The following is a 16969-nucleotide window of genomic DNA, read 5'->3' as shown; positions in this document are numbered from 1 at the left end:
GCATATGAACGCGCACACCACCAAACCACCTGTCACGATCAATCGCTTTGTCGAAAGCCTGCGTAAAAACGCGGCCAAAGGCAAAGCGATTTCGTTTGGGATCCTGAATATTCCGGCTGACTTGCGTCTTGGCACCGATGACTATCAGGCCATTACCCGGGATGCTTTCCACAATCTCCCCGAGAACACCAAGGTCCATCGCCTGGAAAACGGCATGGTGGCTTTTGTACATGCAGGATCGTGGACAAACGACGACAACACCTTTGTCGAGCATATCCGAGAAATTCTGACCGATGTCCTGAACCGTCAGGGCCTTGGCCATATTCCAACCAATCTCTGGAACCGCTTTGAATGGCCCAAAGATCAGGAGAAGCTGGCAGATTTACTCGGCATCACACTTGCAGAAAGACCAAGTAGTGACATTTCCGTGCGTTTCGATATGGCTGATATGCTGCGTGGCGCGATCACCACAGAGGCTGTCTTTGACTCATGTCGGCGCCAGGCCATCGTCTGTTTTGATGACACCCGACGCGAGGTGTTAGGCCACGAAATCTATTGTTCGCTTGATTACCTGCGCCAAAACCATCTTGCCAGTTTCCTGTTGGAAGGGCCGGGCGAGATCGAAATCCTGTCGCGTGTTCTCGATGAAAAAGTCATGGATGTTACGGCAGCACTGGCACCGTCCATTTTGCCAGACCGACTGCATTTGAACATGCAAATCCAGACGGTTCACAGCGACAAGTTTACCGATTTCATCGCCGAACATGACGGTAAACTGATCGAAAACATGGCCATCGAGTTTTCCATGGAGAACGCGATCGCAAACTGGTGGGAATTTGAAGACGCTTGCGAATTCCTGCATTCCTTGGGGATACAGGTTGGTCTGGACCGTATCACGTTGCCAGCACTCGAATTTTTGTCGCCACGCAAAATGAATGTCGATTTCATCAAGGTCATATGGGACCAGAATATCGTCGGATCGCGTCGCGCGGAAGTCGCCGAACGACTGCGGGAGTTTGCTGTTTTGTTTGCCGACCGCAGCCTGATCCTTACGCGTTGCGACAGCCGAACGGCGTTACGCATGGGCCGCAGTCTGGGTGTGGATGTCTTTGAAGGCAGCTATATCGACGCGATGCTTGGCGGCTATCTTCATCGGGAATGTAAATTCAAAAGCAGATCATCGGACAAAAAATGTGCCGTTTGCCAATGGGCGCCGCGCGAAGCCCGCAATAACGGATGCGATTTCCATTTCCGTGCAGGCAAATTGCTTTCAGACATTTAAACCACAAGGTTTTAAGGGTTTTATGGCGTTTGACAACACTGGCGCGCTTTCATAAAGTGCGCGTGTTGATCAATTGTGGTTAACGTTTGTCGTTGAAACACGGCGCTTATTCTCAGGGCAGGGTGAAAATCCCGACCGGCGGTAAACCAGTTTTGGTAAGCCCGCGAGCGCCCACAGGTCGCAAGACTTTTGGGGTCAGCAGATCCGGTGAGATTCCGGAGCCGACGGTAACAGTCCGGATGGGAGAGGATAAAGCGTGACGGTCGTGACAGTAACGCCTTGGCGTGACTGGTATGCCGTCTGCCTGCGACCGCATTGTGACATTTGTCGCAAAGCGGGCCTTTCTTTGTTGCCCTGGTTCGTAAGCCCCATCCGTAGAGGACGGTTATGAATCAGAGTATTGAAAAACAATCCGATCTTTCGATCTTTGGCGATCCGCATGCGCGCATGGAACGTGCGCTTGATGATCTGCGCCAGGGAAAAGGTGTTCTGGTTGTTGACGATGAAGATCGCGAAAATGAAGGCGATCTGATCTTTTCAGCAGAAAATCTGACCAATGAACAAATGGCGATGCTCATCCGCGATTGTAGCGGTATCGTCTGCCTTTGCCTGACCGACGAGAAGGCAACTGAACTTGAACTGCCGCCCATGGTTGCTGACAACACATCCAGCATGGGGACCGGTTTCACGGTTACCATCGAAGCCAAGGTTGGTGTCACAACCGGTGTATCGGCCGCAGATCGTGTCACCACGGTAAAAACGGCCATCGCCGATGATGTCAAACCGGACGATCTGGCGCGTCCGGGCCATGTCTTCCCGCTGCGCGCCCGGCCGGGTGGTGTTCTGGAACGTCGCGGCCATACCGAAGGCACGGTTGATCTGATGCGCCTGGCAGGGTTCAAGCCCGCTGGTGTGCTGTGTGAAGTCACCAATCCGGATGGCACAATGGCGCGGCTGCCGGAACTGATCGAATATGCCAAGACCAACGATATGGTCGTAATCAGCATCGAAGATATCGTCGCCTATCGCATGGCGATGAAGCAGGCGGCTGAATAAAGCCAATCTGTTGCCATTGATAAAAGAAAAGGGCCGCATCCTGATAGGTGCGGCCCTTTTGCTGTTTTGGTGATCGAACGCGATCAGTCGTCAATCATGCACCAGACTGGTGTGTGATCAGATGCCTTTTCCTTGCCGCGTGGCTCCCGGTCGATATCCGATGCGCTCAGTCGGTCTGCCGCCGCCGGGGTCAGAAGGAGGTGGTCAATACGAAGACCGTTATCCTTGTTCCACGCACCGGCACGATAGTCCCACCAGCTATATTGATGACCTTTCGGGTTGAAGGTCCGGAACGCGTCGGTAAAGCCCATATTCATCATGGTGCGCAAACGTTTACGTTCAACCGTCGTGCACAGCACCGTTTCGCGCAGTTTCACGGGGTCATAAACGTCCATGTCGTCGGGGGCGATGTTGTAGTCCCCGCCCATGACCGCAGCGTCACCACTGGCACGAATTTTCTCAAACCGGGTGATCAGGCGATCCAGGAAGTTCAGTTTGTAATCAAACTTCTCGTCGCCAACGGCTGTTCCCATTGGAACATAGATCGATGCAACCCGGATCGGACGATTGGATCCGATGGTTGCCTCGATATAGCGGGCTTGTTCGTCATCATCATTGCCGGGCAGGCCGCGTTCGACATCTTCGATCGGGAATTTGGAAAGGATCGCAACGCCGTTATAAGTCTTTTGACCGTGAATGGCGATGTTGTAGCCAAGGTCCTCGATCTCCATCGCCGGAAACGCATCATCAACCGTCTTGGTTTCCTGTAACAGGACCACTTCGGGTTTCCCGTCCTGCAGCCAGTCAAGAATGTTTGGCAGGCGTGCCTTGATCGAGTTGACATTCCAGGTGGCGATTTTCATTCGGGCCTCGGTTTTTTTGGGGTGTTTGGTCAAACAAAACGGGGTTCGCCAATAACGAACCCCGTTTTATAAATCGGTTTGTCGATCCGGATCAAATCGAGAAACTTGATCCGCAGCCGCATGAAGAGGTGGCATTCGGATTATTTACACGAAAAGCTGAGCCAACCAACTCACGCACGAAATCGATCTCTGCACCGCCGAGAAGATCCAGCGATACTTCATCAATCACCATTTTCGCACCGTGGTTTTCGAAGATACGATCTTCGTCAGTGGTGTCTGAATCGAGCGAGAACTCATACTGGAACCCACTGCAACCGCCGCCAGACACCTGCAAACGCAGCATGGTGTTCGCAGCACCTTCGCTGGCAATCAGTTCCTGAATGCGTTTTGCAGCACTTTCAGTCATTTGAACTTGCCGAGAAGAATCGGTCATTCAACACTCCTTGGTCTTGTCCTGCCGGGGCAGGTGTGTTTGCGATCCTTGATCACATCATAGCATGATCCGAACGCAGTATTTGAGTCAGTATTTAGCGCGCATGGCTGAAATGTCAAAACCTGTAATGTCTCTAAATACGGGTGACTTGCGTTTTGAGGTGAAATGGCTCAAAACAGGCGCCAGTCAATTGGCCGGTCCGGTCAGAACCAGAAATTACAAAGTTCCAAGTCATGAATGTTTTCAGCCTGTTGAAAAGCGACATCGAGAACCAGATTCTCGCCCTTGAAAAAGACGGTGTTCTCCCTGCGGGAATAGACACTTCGCGTGTCACGGTGGAGCCGCCGCGCGATGCGTCTCATGGGGATGCCGCAACAAATGCGGCGATGTTGCTTTCAAAGGCTGCTGGCATGAAGCCACGTGATCTAGCGGAAAAGCTGGCTGAAAAACTGCGTGGCCTTGATCACATTGAAGAAGTCGAAATTGCTGGCCCGGGTTTCATCAATCTGCGGATGGCCGAGCGGTTCTGGCTTTCACAAATCAGCCAGATCCTTGAAGTCGGCACTGCCTATGGCAATAGTGACCTTGGCAAAGGCGAAAAGATCAACGTCGAATATGTTTCGGCAAACCCGACCGGCCCGATGCATGTTGGCCATTGCCGCGGGGCGGTTGTTGGTGACGTACTTGCCAACTTGCTTGCAAAGGCGGGCTACGCCGTTACCAAGGAATATTACACCAATGATGCCGGTGCGCAGGTGGATGTGCTCGCACGCTCGCTTCATTTGCGCTATCGCGAAGCTCTTGGCGAAGAGATCAGTGAAATTCCGCAAGGCCTGTATCCGGGTGATTATCTTGTCGCGCCGGGCAAAAAGCTGGCGGAACGCGATGGTAACAAGTGGCTGAATGCCCCGGAAGATGAATGGCTTGAAGAGTTTCGTGCTTTCGCCATCGTCGAAATGATGGCCCTGATCAAGGAAGACCTTCGTCTTCTTGGTGTTTCCCATGATGTCTTCACATCCGAAGACGGCTTGGTTAAGGCGGGCAAGGTCCAGTCGGCCTTTGAACATCTTGAGAAAAAAGGCGACATCTATGTCGGCGTTCTGGAACCGCCAAAAGGCAAGAAGCCTGATGACTGGGAACCGCGCCCGCAAACCTTGTTCCGTGCAACAGAATTTGGCGATGATGTCGACCGGCCTTTGAAGAAGTCCGACGGTAGCTGGACCTATTTTGCGTCCGACATTGCCTATCACTTTGATAAGTACGAACGCGGCTTTAACCTGATGATCGACATCTTCGGTGCCGACCATGGTGGCTATGTCAAACGCATGAAGGCGGCCACCAAGGCGATCACGCACGGCGAGGGCGACCTTGATGTCAAGCTTTGCCAGCTGGTCAGCCTGTTTGACAATGGTGAACCGGTCAAAATGTCGAAACGTGCCGGAACGTTCGTCACCCTGCGTGATGTGGTTGAACGCGTTGGCAAGGATGTCGTGCGTTTCATCATGCTGACCCGCAAAAATGATGCCGCGCTTGAATTCGATTTTGCCAAAGTGACCGAGCAGTCCAAGGACAACCCGGTTTTCTATGTTCAGTATGCGCATGCACGCGTGAATTCAGTCTTCCGTCAGGCCGCAGAAGCCTTCCCGGGACAGGATCTGTCGGAGAAAACGCTGGCGACCGCGGACCTGTCACTGCTGAGTTCGGAAGATGAAAAGCTTCTGGTGCGCCGTATGGCCGAATGGCCGCGGATTATCGAACAGGCGGCCGTTGCCCATGAACCGCATCGCATTGCCTTTTTCCTGACAGAAATTGCCGCAGAATTCCATGCATTGTGGAACAAGGGACGTGACAACACCGCGCTGCGCTTCATCATTGCCGATGATTTGCCTGCGACTCTGGCACGTCTTGCGATGATCCGTGCCGTTGCCACGGTCATTGCTTCCGGTCTTGAGGTTGTGGGCGTTAAGCCTGTCGAGGAGATGTAAGAGATGAGCGAAGAACACGGTGCCGACCTTCATGCAGAGCGTGCAGATCACTATGGATCAGAAAAGCCCGCCAGCAAGAGCATGATCAAAGGGCTGGCTACCGTGTTTCTTGGCGTTGTCGTGGTTGGTGGCGCGCTGGGCGGGGCAGGTTACTGGTTTTACAATCAGGGCCAACCCATTCAGGACGATGGCAATTTGCCGATCCTGCTTCCTGATCCATCACCGATCAAAATTCGCCCGGAAGATCCGGGCGGAATGGAAGTACCCCACCGTGAGACGACAGTCTACGACCAGCTAAGCGACGTTGATCCGGATGCAAATGTCGTGTTGCAGGAACTTCCCGATATGCCGCGCGCACCGGAAGTCTCCGCAACGCCCAAGGCAACCCAGCCAAATCCAACGGCCGAGGCGCCGGCAGATGCGGGCGCAACCGAAACAGCGGATGCACGGCAAAACGCCGAATCTGACGGCAATGCAGAGCCTGCTGTTAAAGCACCGGAAATTGCAGCTCCTGAATTGACTGACGCCGAGAAGGCGGTTGCCGCTGCTGAAAACCGCACGGCCGAAGCCCCGGCCAAGGAACAAGCAGCAGCCGAACCGGCGCCAGCACCGCAAACGACGACCGCACCAGCCGCGTCTGGCGCGTTCCGTGTCCAGCTGGCCTCTGTCCGCGAAGAAAGCGGCGCGGCAGCAGAATGGAAACGGTTGTCATCGAAAAACAAAGACTTGCTTGGCAATCTTGAGATGTTTGTGCAACGTATTGAGATCGAAGGCAAAGGTGTCTTCTATCGGTTGCAGGCAGGCCCACTTGGTGATGCCGGGGCTGCCGAAAAGCTTTGTGCGGATTTGAAAGAACGCAATGTGGGGTGCCTCATTGTCCGGCCTTGAAGTCAAAAAGCCACGTGCCTGCATTCTTGGTGTTTCGGGAACGGAACTCAGCAATTGGGAAAAAGGCTTCTTGCGTGAAGCCGATCCGTTCGGGTTTATCCTGTTTGCCCGCAACATCGAAAACCGTAATCAGGTCCGTGCCCTGACCAACGCACTGCGCGAAACCGTTGGCAACACCAATGTGCCGATTCTGGTCGATCAGGAAGGCGGCCGCGTGATGCGTTTAAAACCGCCACATTGGCGCAGCATTGCGCCGGCAGGTGTGTTTGGTGATCTGTTTGATCGAAACCCGGATGATGCACGCGAGGCGGCCTATACCAGTGCGCGGTTGATGGCCATGGACCTGCGCGAAGCCGGTTTTAATACAACCTGCGCCCCTGTTCTTGATCTTCGTCTGCCGGGTATGAGTGACGTGATCGGTGACCGGTCATACGGGGCAGAGGTCGGCAAGGTCGTGATGCTGGCCAGTGCCGTGGCCGCAGGCCTTCTGGATGGCGGTATTGCACCGATCATCAAGCATATCCCGGGACATGGCCGCGCGACGGTAGACAGTCACAAGGACCTGCCGATTGTCACCGTATCGCACGAGACACTGTCCGAGTTCGATTTTGCGCCCTTTGCGCACATGAAGGACGTGCTGGCGGCAATGTCGGCCCACCTGCTGTTTACCGCCATCGATGATCAACGGCCCGGCACAGTTTCCTCGACTGTTATTCAGGACATTATTCGTGGCGAGATCGGCTTTGAGAACCTGCTGATCAGTGATGATCTGTCCATGGAAGCGCTGGGTGGGTCCATCGCCAGCCGGACGCATGAATGTCTGCGTGCCGGGTGTGATATTGCGCTTCATTGCAATGGCAAACGCACCGAGATGGAAGAGGTGGTCTCAATGGCAACGCTTTTGACCGGTACGTCCTTGCAGCGCGCACAGAGCTTTACCAATCAAATTGCCACCTTCAAACACGACGCGCCAAGCAGCACCCAGATTACCGATTGGCAGGCCCGGCTTGCCGATCTTCTGGCGCCGGTTTGGTCCGCAGGAGATGATCAGAAGTGAATGACACCATTGACCTGATCGTTTCGGCGACAACCTGGATCATTCCGGTTTTGCTTGCTGTGACGTTGCACGAAGCAGCCCACGGTTTCGCAGCCAAGCTGTTCGGTGATGATACGGCCCAACGCATGGGGCGGCTCAGCCTGAACCCGATCCGTCATATTGACCCGGTCGGCACCATCCTGATCCCGGGTTTGCTTTTGATAACGGCTGCACCGTTCCTGTTTGGCTATGCCAAGCCGGTGCCCGTGGCGTTTCACCGCCTGCATCCGCAGCGTTTGGGCGTGATTGGTGTTGCGATTGCAGGTCCGGCGACCAACGTGGCACTCGCCATTGTATCAATCCTGCTTCTGGTGTGGCTGCCAAGCTTCTCGCCAGCGGTCAATGACTGGCTTGCGACCATGCTTAATCAGTCACTTTGGCTGAATTGCATTCTGGCGGTGTTTAACATGTTGCCGATCCCGCCACTTGACGGTGGGCGGGTTCTGACCGCAATTTCACCGATTCCGATTGCACGGGTCTTGGCGCGTATGGAAAAAACCGGCATGATCATATTGATCGGATTGGTCTTTCTGTTGCCCTATGTCACGACGCAACTTGGTATAGACCTGCCGGTGTTCCAGTGGTTGGTGCTTGAACCGGCCAATGCACTGGTCAGGCTTCTGGCAGATATCTTTGCCTGAACGCCGACAGACGCGGGGGATAGTCGGGGATAGATGGCAGACCAGTTCGAATTCGAAATTCCAGATGATGTGTTTGACAAGAAGCCGGTCGATGAAGAACCGAGCCTTGCCGAACGCCTGATTCTTGATCTGGACGGGTTCGAGGGGCCGCTTGATGTCTTGCTTGAACTGGCACGCGACCAAAAGGTCGATATCATCAAGATTTCCATTCTCGATCTTGCCGAGCAATATCTTGAATTCATCAATACCGCACAGGGTTTGCGCCTTGAACTGGCGGCTGATTATCTGGTGATGGCCGCCTGGCTTGCTTACCTGAAATCCCGCCTATTGCTTCCAAAACAGGAAAGTGACGAGGAAGAACTCAGTGCCGAGGAAATGGCAGAACTTCTTGCCTTCCAGCTAAAGCGCCTTGAGGCGATGAAAGCGGCCGGTGAGAAACTACTGGAACGCCCCAACTTGGGACGTGATTTCTTTGGTCGCGGCGATCCTGAGGAAGTCCGCGTTACAACGGCGTCTGTCTATGACGCGTCGCTTTATGACCTGCTGAAGGCTTATGCGCGGATCATGCTGACATCGGAAAGCAAAACGCTTGAGATCGAGGCATTTGATCTTTACGCGATGGATGACGCCATCCAACGATTGCGCGATTTGTTTGGCCGTCGCGTGGTGCCGACATGGACACGGCTGCTTGAATTCATGCCGCGCGGACTTGGAACGCCGCTTAAGGCACGCTCGGCACTGGCGGCACACTTTGTTGCCAGTCTTGAAATGTGCCGCGATGGCGAACTGGAAATCTCACAAGAAGAGACCTTTGGGCCGATTCTGCTGCGATCACCACAGACTGTGCGGGAAGGGGATCTGCCGCGCAATTATGACTACGACGCAGACACGTTTAAGAAATAAGTTGGGCAGGGGCACGCAATGAGCGAAGAAACGCAGCTTGAAATCGAAGGCGTCGAATCCGGTCCGGAGATTGACTTTCAACATATTCGCATTGTTGAGGCCGTTTTGTTCGCCTCTGCCGAACCGGTCAGTGAACGGGTGATTGCCGCGCGCTTGCCCGAGGGCACGGATGTTGGCGCCATCATGCACGCGCTTGCCGAAACCTATGAGCCGCGTGGCGTCAACCTTAAACAGATTGGCGACAAGTGGGCATTTCGTACCGCGATGGACCTGGCTGGGGACCTTCATATCGAGGTCGAAAAGGCCAAGAAACTGACGCGTGCGACATTGGAAACCCTTGCCATCATTGCCTATCACGAACCGGTCACAAGATCTGAGATCGAGGAAATCCGTGGAGTTGCGCTGTCCAAGGGGACACTTGATATCCTGCTTGAATCCAAATGGATCCGTCCGCGCGGGCGCAAACGGGTGCCGGGGCGGCCGGTTCTTTGGGCGACAACAGATAACTTCCTTGATCACTTTGGGCTTGAAAGCCGTGACGACCTACCGGGGCTGGCGGATCTCAAGGCGGCAGGGCTGCTTGATAGTCGACCGGGTATGGGCCGTTATGGTGCAAGTTCGGATGATGAAGCCTTGCCCGACCTGATTGACGATGGTGAGGTCACCGATTCTGTCGTCGAAGAGGCCCTGACCACCCGCAATCTCGAAGATCTGGATGAAACCATCTATTCAGACAATCCGAACCTGTATGACGATGATGAACAGGTGCCGGGCAGGGCACGTCAAAGCGACTTTGAGGACCTTGGGGACGACGAAGACGCCCCAATGAGCGATCACGATCACGAAACCAGTTGATCCATCTTCTTGCATCACACGGGCGCTGACCTTAAGTTCCACGAAAGATTTCGCAAATCATTTGCACCTGCGGGTGCCCGATCCCTGTTGTAAGAAGAGTTTTCGATGACCGACGGCCTGAAGATGTCGCATGTTTCTCACCTTTTCGGCGAGAACCGCGTTTTGCGCGATATCAGCTTTGATGTCGCCCCCGGCGAGTTGGTGTGTCTACTTGGCCCGTCGGGGTGCGGCAAGACCACAGCACTTCGTTTGGCTGCGGGCCTTGAAAAGCTTCAGGTTGGTGCGATTTCCGTAGATGATCAGATTGTCGCCCAGCCGGGTGGCTATGTAGAGCCAGAAAAGCGCGGTGTTGGCATGGTCTTTCAGGACTATGCCCTGTTCCCGCATTTGAATGTGGCGAAGAATATCGGCTTTGGCCTGCGTCATTTCAGCGAAACCGATCGCATGAGTGCAATCAAGGCCGCACTCGAACAGGTCGGCATGTCCGAATACCTGAATGCCTATCCGCACGAGCTTTCTGGCGGTCAGCAGCAGCGCATCGCCTTGGCGCGTGCGCTTGCGCCGAAGCCGCGGATCATGCTGCTTGATGAACCTTTTTCCGGTCTTGATGTCGCACGACGCGCAGATTTGCGCGATACCACCTTGCACGTTCTGAAGGATGCCGGGATCGCCACTGTGATGGTCACCCACGATCCGCAGGAAGCCATGTATATGGCCGACCGGATCATCATCATGAATGAAGGGCAGATCATGCAGGACGGATCGCCGGAAACACTGTATTTCCGGCCAGAAAACCGTTTCGTTGCCTCATTCTTTGGTGAGGTAAACCGTTTCCCGGGGACAGTTGTGGATGGCAAGGTTGCAACACCGTTTGGTGATGTCGATAGCCAAAGCATCGAAAACGGCACTGAGGTGGAAGTCCTGATCCGGCCAGAAGGCCTGCATATCGGCGAAGCGCTGAACGGGCATGACGTTCTGGCGCATGTCGATGCGGTGCGGGTCCTAGGTGAAGTCAATCTGGTTCACCTGACACTTGAGGCAGGTGCGCACATTCACGCGCGTGTCCCGCGACGCTTTTCACCGATTAATCAGCCATCTGTCGCTATTACGCTTGATCCCGACATGGCCTTCGTGTTTCCTATGACCTGATGCGTCGTCGCGGACCGGGTTTCGGCCTGGTTCGACAGACAGAAAGACGCACATTAAACAGGTATTTTGCACTGCATGGTTATTAACCAACCGTCGCATTGCACAGTGGGGGGCTTTCTGCCATTATCCGGGCAAGTCGCCGGCAGGCAGAATGGATCTTTGGAGATTTAAGTTATGGGTATTGGCGTTTGGCAAATCGTTCTGATTCTTGCGATTGTCCTGATCATCTTCGGCGCAGGCAAGCTTCCGAAAGTGATGGGTGACATGGGCAAAGGCATCAAGAGCTTCAAAGCGGGCATCAACGAAAAAGAAGAAGATGCGGGCGCTTCGGCCAAGACCATCGAAAACACGACCTCTGCTTCGGTTTCCTCCGAGAGCAAGGACAATGAAAAGGATTCTGTGAAATCCTGATCGTCTGTCGGATTTCCTTCAGATAGGCGTGTCATATGTTTGATATCGGCTGGACCGAAATGGCTCTTGTGGCCGTCGTCGCACTGTTTGTCGTCGGCCCCAAAGAGTTACCGCATCTGCTGTACAAATTGGCGGGCTACTGGAAAAAAGTGCGCGGTATGGCGCGCGAATTCCAGAGCGGAATTGATGACATCATCCGTGAAGCGGAACTTGATGATCTGCGCAAGCAGGTCAACAGTTCGCATAGCAATCCGACCGATTTTCTGGAAAACAAAATCTCAAGCCCCAAAAGCGACGGCAAAAAGACCGAGTCCAAGCCGAAAGCAGAGAAACCGGCCGAAAAGGCTGATACCCCTGCTGCAAAACCGGCAACGACAACGGGTGCGCCCGCAGATGACAGCAAGAAAAAAGATCAGCCGGAGAGCCAGGCGTGAACATGCAATCGCATGACAAACAGATGCCGATCATGGAGCATCTGATCGAGCTGAGAAACCGCCTGACTTGGGCGGTTCTTGCTTTGTTTATTACCTTTGGTGTCTGCTATTACTTTGTCGAGGATATCTACGGGTTCCTCGTCCAGCCGCTTGCAGAAATCATGGGGCCCGACAGGCGCATGATTTATACCGCCTTGACCGAAGTGTTCTTCACTTACGTCAAGGTATCATTCTTTGCGGCCTGTTTTGTCTCTGCACCAGTATTCCTCGGACAGTTTTGGGCGTTTGTCGCGCCGGGTCTTTACAAGAATGAACGTTCGGCGTTCATGCCGTTCATCTTTGCGACCCCGATCCTGTTCCTGATGGGCGGCGCACTGGTCTATTACCTGATCATGCCGCTGGCTTGGAAGTTCTTCCTTAGTTTCGAACAGGCGGGTGGCGCGTCAAACCTTGCGATCCAGCTTGAAGCCAAGGTGGGTGAATACCTGTCACTGGTCATGAAGCTCATTTTTGCGTTCGGGCTTTGCTTCCAGCTGCCGGTACTGCTGACGTTGATGGCGCGTGCTGGCATCGTCACCGCGGATGGTCTTGCACGGCGCCGGAAATACGCAATCGTCATTGCATTCGGGTTTGCCGCTGTTCTGACCCCGCCGGATCTGATTTCCCAGATCGGGTTGGGCATTCCGATTATCATTCTTTATGAAATCTCGATCATCATGGCGCGCATTTCCGAGCGCAAGCGTGCGAAAGCCGCCGCGGACGATGACGCGGATGAGGATGACGAGACGGACTCAGATGATGACGACGGAGAGGCAGAGGCCGGAACCGCAGTCGCAACGGCGCAAGACGGTGTCGACGCACAAGGTGAGGCGGCTGCATCCTATGATGACGGTCAGACTTCCTTGACCCGATCCTCTGACGATGAGGGGGATGCGCCCAAGCTGTCCGGACCGTCTAACAATGATGACGGCGAGGATGATTTCAACAACGCCCGTTGATTGAAATCCCCCGCCTAAACCGTCCGATTTGACGGGGTGGACCTTGTGTCCACCCCATCGTATAAAGCCACAAACAGATAGACTGACAGGGTGCTCTTCGATGCACGACATTAAATGGATTCGGGACAATCCCGAGGCTTTTGACGCAGCAATGACTGCGCGTAAACAGGACGTTACCGCACAGCGTCTGATCGATATCGACGTTGAACGCCGCAAACTGATGACTGAACATCAGGAAATGCTGGCCCGCCGCAAGACGATCTCTGGTGAAATCGGCAAATTGCGCAAGAATGGCGAAAATGCCGACGACCTGATGGCCGAAATGGGCACGCTCAAGGACAAGATCAAGGAAGCCGAAGACGGTCAGGCATCCCTGAACGATCAGCTTGATCTTTTGCTGTCGTCTTTCCCGAACATTCTTGATCCCGAAGTCCCGGTTGGCGAAGACGAAAACGACAATGTCGAAGTCAATCGTTGGGGCACGCCGGGTGAGTTTGATTTCCAGCCGCTCGAACATTTCGAGATCGGCGAGAAACTTGGCATGATGGATTTCGAAACCGCAGCCAAACTGTCTGGTTCGCGGTTCGTCATTCTGCGTGGCGGTCTGGCCAAGCTCGAACGTGCGCTTGCACAGTTCATGCTGGATCTGCACACAGGCGAACATGGTTACCAGGAAACCATCACGCCGATGCTGGTCCGCGATGATGCCATGTTTGGTACCGGCCAGTTGCCGAAATTCGCCGAGGATTCGTTTAAAACCACCAATGATTATTGGTTGATCCCGACGTCAGAAGTAACCCTGACCAATCAGGTTGCCGGTGACATTATCGATCAGGCAAAACTGCCGCTGCGCTATACGGCATTGACCCAGTGTTTCCGTTCTGAAGCGGGTTCGGCAGGGCGTGATACACGCGGCATGATCCGCCAGCACCAGTTTTCCAAGGTGGAAATGGTTTCGGTGGTCGAAGCAGAGAAATCTGACGAGGAACTGACCCGCAAGACGCGCTGTGCGGAAACAGTCCTTGAACGTCTTGGCCTGCCGTATCGCACGGTTATTCTTTGCACCGGCGATATCGGGTTTTCGGCAGCAAAAACCTATGACATCGAAGTCTGGTTGCCGGGACAGGGCAAGTATCGCGAAATCTCGTCATGCTCGAACACGCGTGATTTCCAGGCGCGCCGCATGAACGCACGTTATCGTGCCGCCGGTGACAAAAAGACCCAGTTTGTTCACACCCTCAACGGGTCTGGCCTTGCCGTTGGTCGTTGCCTGATTGCCGTGATGGAAAACTATCAGCAGCCGGATGGCTCGATCCGTGTTCCTGATGCGCTCAAACCTTATATGGGCGGGTTAGAGGTAATCTCGGCGGGCTAGGACGATACCGACATGATGGATCTCACCAAAGCACGCATCCTGATCAGTAATGATGATGGCATTGACGCGCCCGGGATCAAGATATTGGAACAGCTCGCACGCGAGTTTTCAGATGATGTGTGGGTGATTGCACCGTCGATGGAACAAAGCGGGGCGGGGCATTCCCTGACCCTGCGCCGTCCATTGCGTATTCATAAACGTGATGAACGGCACTTTGCTGTAGATGGTACGCCAACCGATTGCATTCTGCTTGGCTTGCAGCAGGTCATGCGCGACAACCCGCCAGATATTGTGCTTTCGGGGATCAACCGGGGTGGCAACCTTGGTGAAGACGTGACTTACTCGGGGACGGTTGCCGCCGCCATGGAGGCAACATTGCTTAATGTGCCTGCGGTCGCGTTTTCACAGTATTTTTCTGGCGACATGATCGACTGGACGATTGCCGAGAAATACCTAAAGGATGTTCTGGCAACTTTGGTCACGACAACTTGGCCCAAAGGCGTTCTGATCAACGTCAATTTCCCGGATCACGAAGCCAATGGCGGTGCTGAGATAAAAATCTCAAGGCAAGGGCAGCGCAAGATCGGTGATCACATCGCCGAACGCCTTGATCCGCGCGGAGAGCCATATTACTGGATCGGGGCTATTCAGTCTGAACTGCCAGAAGACAAAAAGTCTGATCTGCGCGTGATCGAGCAGGGCAACGTTTCTGTCACCCCGATCAGCCTTGATTTCACCCATTACGATACGTTTGAAAAACTGACGAAGGCCTTTCCGTGAACGAGCCGGTGATTACGCGCGAAACCGCCATAGCCAATCTGTTGCAGATCCTTCGTGATGATGGCATTCACGATGAAGCCGTGCTGTCTGCACTGGCCGACATCCCGCGTGAGATCTTTGTCGCCGACCCATTCGTCAGCCGTGCCTGGGAAAACGTCGCATTGCCGATCAGCAAGGGCCAAACGATTTCACAGCCCTATATCGTGGCCCTGATGACACAGGCGCTTGAGCTTAATGATCGTATGAAGGTGCTGGAAGTCGGCACAGGTTCTGGTTATCAGGCGGCGATTCTGGCCAAGCTCGCCCGGCGTGTTTATACCCTTGAGCGTCACAAGCCACTGCTGCGCGAGGCCGAGGACAAGTTTCGCGAGTTGGGCCTGCACACCATTTCGACATTGCATGCCGATGGCGGACTTGGGTGGAAAGCACAGGCACCGTTTGATCGGATTATTGTCACGGCTGCGGCACAGGACGTTCCGCCGGTGCTTGTCGATCAGCTTGCGGTCGGTGGCATCATGGTCGTGCCAGTGGGGGAAGTATCCCACACACAGCTATTATTGCGTGTCTTGCGGACGCCCAGTGGTGTCGATGTTACCGAACTGATGCCAGTCCGGTTCGTTCCCATGCTTCCGGGCACCGAGGAATTCTGACACCTGTCAGGCCATTTAAATCCATCCTGAACGCCTTGATGCTTACTGATTGTTAACCGCTGATCGGAGACAATCAGAAACATGATGGAAAATTGTGTCAAAAGCGCTGTTTATCACGGAAAACGCCTGTTGCTTGTTTGTGCAGCAAGTGCGGCGCTTGGTGGCTGTTTGCTCAATTCCGTGCCGGTACCGGTGGTTTATGGCGATGGGGCGAGCTACAGCCCCTATAGCATGCCAAAGCTCAAGAACGGGGAACGGGTCATCACGGTCGAGCCGGGCGACACAGTTTCGCAGCTTGCCGTGCGCTATCACATGGACTTTATGCAGTTCACCCGCCGCAATGACCTTCGCGAACCGTATGTGATCTACCCGGGGCAGCGACTTGTCCTGCCGCCGTGGACACCGAATTACGACAGCCTGCCACCAGACACAGCGGTTGCGTCGAGATCTAGCACGCCGACCAAAACCGTCACGATTGGCGGCAGACGTCAGGTCGTAAGCGTTCCGGCGAAAGCAACCAGCGCACCAATACAGACTGCGCGGCCTACGGCGACGGTCGCACGCGTTTCACCACGCAATGGCGGAAGCATTCCGACACCCGGACTGAAGCCACAGGACTATGCCGCCGCTGCCGAACGTCAGATGGCCTCCGCCCGCAGCTGGCAGACGGACAGCAAATCGACACCGATTGCCGGGCAGGGCAGCTCTGTGCGTCAGAATGTCACCTTGGCAGATCCATCTGCACGTAAAGGGTTCATCTGGCCGGTTCAGGGCCAGGTTGTTCTGAAATATGGTGCTGGGACCGGTGGGCTGTTTAATGACGGTATCAACATTCAGGCCAATCGCGGTACGCCCATACTTGCCGCCGACAACGGTGTTGTGACCTATGTCGGCAACGAGTTGCGCGGTTTCGGCAACCTGATCCTGATCAAGCATGCCGATAATTTTGTTACTGCCTATGCACACACCGAAAGCCCGCTGGTCGCCCGTGGTGATGTTGTGACGCGTGGTCAAAAGATCTCGACGGTTGGCACGACTGGGGCCGTGACCTTCCCGCAGCTTCACTTCGAAGTCCGCCAGGGTCGCAAATCATCCGACCCGATCAAGTTCCTGCCAAGCGTGATGGTGTCGCGCTAACAAAAACACCCGGACAATTGGCCCGGGTGTTTT

18 protein-coding genes and 1 riboswitch are annotated in these 16969 nt (G+C 54.5%); of the genes, 16 read left to right on the top strand and 2 right to left on the bottom strand.

All coding sequences use genetic code 11. From position 1 onward, the window contains the following. Window positions 1-4 precede the first annotated feature (4 nt). A complete protein-coding gene (locus AUQ41_RS18025) occupies window positions 5-1282 on the top strand; it encodes an EAL domain-containing protein (protein ID WP_063089652.1) in 1278 nt (425 codons plus the stop codon). Window positions 1283-1386: 104 nt separating this feature from the next. Next, a riboswitch (FMN riboswitch) is annotated at window positions 1387-1537 on the top strand. Between the two features lie 132 nt (window positions 1538-1669). Next, window positions 1670-2338, top strand: coding sequence for a 3,4-dihydroxy-2-butanone-4-phosphate synthase (gene ribB, locus AUQ41_RS18020; protein WP_063089650.1), 669 nt, complete (start codon window positions 1670-1672; stop codon window positions 2336-2338). An 83-nt stretch (window positions 2339-2421) separates the two neighbouring features. Here ribB and xth read toward each other — a convergent pair whose 3' ends face one another. Both xth and erpA read right to left on the bottom strand, forming a co-directional pair. Continuing rightward, entirely contained in the window at window positions 2422-3201 is a 780-nt protein-coding gene (xth, locus tag AUQ41_RS18015) for an exodeoxyribonuclease III (RefSeq protein WP_063089649.1), read from the bottom strand. Between the two features lie 91 nt (window positions 3202-3292). Continuing rightward, window positions 3293-3634 (bottom strand): iron-sulfur cluster insertion protein ErpA, encoded by a 342-nt coding sequence (gene erpA / locus AUQ41_RS18010; protein WP_008890980.1) that lies wholly within the window; start codon window positions 3632-3634, stop codon window positions 3293-3295. A 233-nt stretch (window positions 3635-3867) separates the two neighbouring features. Here erpA and argS point away from each other — a divergent pair, with 233 nt between their 5' ends. The 14 genes from argS to AUQ41_RS17940 all read left to right on the top strand — a co-directional run bounded on the left by argS (window position 3868) and on the right by AUQ41_RS17940 (window position 16936). Further along, entirely contained in the window at window positions 3868-5619 is a 1752-nt protein-coding gene (gene argS, locus AUQ41_RS18005) for an arginine--tRNA ligase (RefSeq protein ID WP_063089647.1), read from the top strand. 3 nt (window positions 5620-5622) lie between these two features. Continuing rightward, window positions 5623-6507, top strand: a complete 885-nt coding sequence (locus tag AUQ41_RS18000; RefSeq protein ID WP_063089645.1) for an SPOR domain-containing protein — start codon at window positions 5623-5625, stop codon at window positions 6505-6507. After that, entirely contained in the window at window positions 6494-7564 is a 1071-nt protein-coding gene (gene nagZ / locus AUQ41_RS17995) for a beta-N-acetylhexosaminidase (protein WP_232308447.1), read from the top strand. Before AUQ41_RS18000 ends, nagZ begins: the two co-directional genes overlap by 14 nt. Next, window positions 7561-8244, top strand: a complete 684-nt coding sequence (locus AUQ41_RS17990; protein ID WP_063089642.1) for a site-2 protease family protein — start codon at window positions 7561-7563, stop codon at window positions 8242-8244. The genes nagZ and AUQ41_RS17990 overlap by 4 nt, the downstream gene beginning before the upstream one ends. Before the next feature lie 33 nt (window positions 8245-8277). Beyond that, window positions 8278-9147 carry a ScpA family protein gene (locus tag AUQ41_RS17985; RefSeq protein WP_008890985.1) on the top strand — a complete coding sequence of 290 codons (870 nt, stop codon included), beginning with the start codon at window positions 8278-8280 and terminating at the stop codon, window positions 9145-9147. Window positions 9148-9165: 18 nt separating this feature from the next. Continuing rightward, window positions 9166-10002, top strand: a complete 837-nt coding sequence (scpB, locus tag AUQ41_RS17980; protein WP_063089640.1) for an SMC-Scp complex subunit ScpB — start codon at window positions 9166-9168, stop codon at window positions 10000-10002. A 105-nt stretch (window positions 10003-10107) separates the two neighbouring features. Continuing rightward, window positions 10108-11151, top strand: coding sequence for an ABC transporter ATP-binding protein (locus tag AUQ41_RS17975; protein ID WP_063089639.1), 1044 nt, complete (start codon window positions 10108-10110; stop codon window positions 11149-11151). Between the two features lie 174 nt (window positions 11152-11325). Beyond that, window positions 11326-11562: a twin-arginine translocase TatA/TatE family subunit gene (gene tatA / locus AUQ41_RS17970; protein WP_044829067.1), complete on the top strand. Its 237-nt coding sequence runs from the start codon at window positions 11326-11328 to the stop codon at window positions 11560-11562. A 35-nt stretch (window positions 11563-11597) separates the two neighbouring features. After that, window positions 11598-11996, top strand: a complete 399-nt coding sequence (gene tatB, locus AUQ41_RS17965; protein WP_063089637.1) for a Sec-independent protein translocase protein TatB — start codon at window positions 11598-11600, stop codon at window positions 11994-11996. Window positions 11997-11998: 2 nt separating this feature from the next. After that, window positions 11999-12994 carry a twin-arginine translocase subunit TatC gene (tatC, locus tag AUQ41_RS17960; protein WP_232308476.1) on the top strand — a complete coding sequence of 332 codons (996 nt, stop codon included), beginning with the start codon at window positions 11999-12001 and terminating at the stop codon, window positions 12992-12994. 100 nt (window positions 12995-13094) lie between these two features. Continuing rightward, window positions 13095-14369: a serine--tRNA ligase gene (gene serS, locus AUQ41_RS17955; protein ID WP_063089634.1), complete on the top strand. Its 1275-nt coding sequence runs from the start codon at window positions 13095-13097 to the stop codon at window positions 14367-14369. Window positions 14370-14381: 12 nt separating this feature from the next. Continuing rightward, the gene (surE, locus tag AUQ41_RS17950) at window positions 14382-15149 is read left to right on the top strand and encodes a 5'/3'-nucleotidase SurE (protein WP_063089633.1); all 768 of its coding nucleotides are present in this window, start codon (window positions 14382-14384) and stop codon (window positions 15147-15149) included. Beyond that, window positions 15146-15799, top strand: coding sequence for a protein-L-isoaspartate(D-aspartate) O-methyltransferase (locus AUQ41_RS17945; RefSeq protein WP_008890993.1), 654 nt, complete (start codon window positions 15146-15148; stop codon window positions 15797-15799). The genes surE and AUQ41_RS17945 overlap by 4 nt, the downstream gene beginning before the upstream one ends. A gap of 81 nt (window positions 15800-15880) precedes the next feature. Then, the gene (locus AUQ41_RS17940; protein WP_232308446.1) at window positions 15881-16936 is read left to right on the top strand and encodes a peptidoglycan DD-metalloendopeptidase family protein; all 1056 of its coding nucleotides are present in this window, start codon (window positions 15881-15883) and stop codon (window positions 16934-16936) included. Window positions 16937-16969: the final 33 nt, after the last annotated feature.

It is taken from the genome of Thalassospira sp. MCCC 1A02898 (assembly GCF_001618185.1).
In the GTDB taxonomy this organism is placed as follows: Bacteria; Pseudomonadota; Alphaproteobacteria; order Rhodospirillales; family Thalassospiraceae; genus Thalassospira; species Thalassospira tepidiphila.
This window is presented reverse-complemented; position numbering and strand designations above follow the sequence as displayed.

What these genes read in the sequence shown, in the direction of transcription:
- AUQ41_RS17975 (WP_063089639.1), top strand. Translation starts at nt 10,108, where the DNA reads ATGACCGACGGCCTGAAGATGTCGCATGTTTCTCACCTTTTCGGCGAG.
- argS (WP_063089647.1), top strand. Translation starts at nt 3,868, where the DNA reads ATGAATGTTTTCAGCCTGTTGAAAAGCGACATCGAGAACCAGATTCTC.
- scpB (WP_063089640.1), top strand. Translation starts at nt 9,166, where the DNA reads ATGAGCGAAGAAACGCAGCTTGAAATCGAAGGCGTCGAATCCGGTCCG.
- tatC (WP_232308476.1), top strand. Translation starts at nt 11,999, where the DNA reads ATGCAATCGCATGACAAACAGATGCCGATCATGGAGCATCTGATCGAG.
- tatB (WP_063089637.1), top strand. Translation starts at nt 11,598, where the DNA reads ATGTTTGATATCGGCTGGACCGAAATGGCTCTTGTGGCCGTCGTCGCA.
- tatA (WP_044829067.1), top strand. Translation starts at nt 11,326, where the DNA reads ATGGGTATTGGCGTTTGGCAAATCGTTCTGATTCTTGCGATTGTCCTG.
- ribB (WP_063089650.1), top strand. Translation starts at nt 1,670, where the DNA reads ATGAATCAGAGTATTGAAAAACAATCCGATCTTTCGATCTTTGGCGAT.
- AUQ41_RS17985 (WP_008890985.1), top strand. Translation starts at nt 8,278, where the DNA reads ATGGCAGACCAGTTCGAATTCGAAATTCCAGATGATGTGTTTGACAAG.
- AUQ41_RS17940 (WP_232308446.1), top strand. Translation starts at nt 15,881, where the DNA reads ATGATGGAAAATTGTGTCAAAAGCGCTGTTTATCACGGAAAACGCCTG.
- xth (WP_063089649.1), bottom strand. Translation starts at nt 3,201, where the DNA reads ATGAAAATCGCCACCTGGAATGTCAACTCGATCAAGGCACGCCTGCCA.
- erpA (WP_008890980.1), bottom strand. Translation starts at nt 3,634, where the DNA reads ATGACCGATTCTTCTCGGCAAGTTCAAATGACTGAAAGTGCTGCAAAA.
- AUQ41_RS18025 (WP_063089652.1), top strand. Translation starts at nt 5, where the DNA reads ATGAACGCGCACACCACCAAACCACCTGTCACGATCAATCGCTTTGTC.
- serS (WP_063089634.1), top strand. Translation starts at nt 13,095, where the DNA reads ATGCACGACATTAAATGGATTCGGGACAATCCCGAGGCTTTTGACGCA.
- AUQ41_RS18000 (WP_063089645.1), top strand. Translation starts at nt 5,623, where the DNA reads ATGAGCGAAGAACACGGTGCCGACCTTCATGCAGAGCGTGCAGATCAC.
- surE (WP_063089633.1), top strand. Translation starts at nt 14,382, where the DNA reads ATGATGGATCTCACCAAAGCACGCATCCTGATCAGTAATGATGATGGC.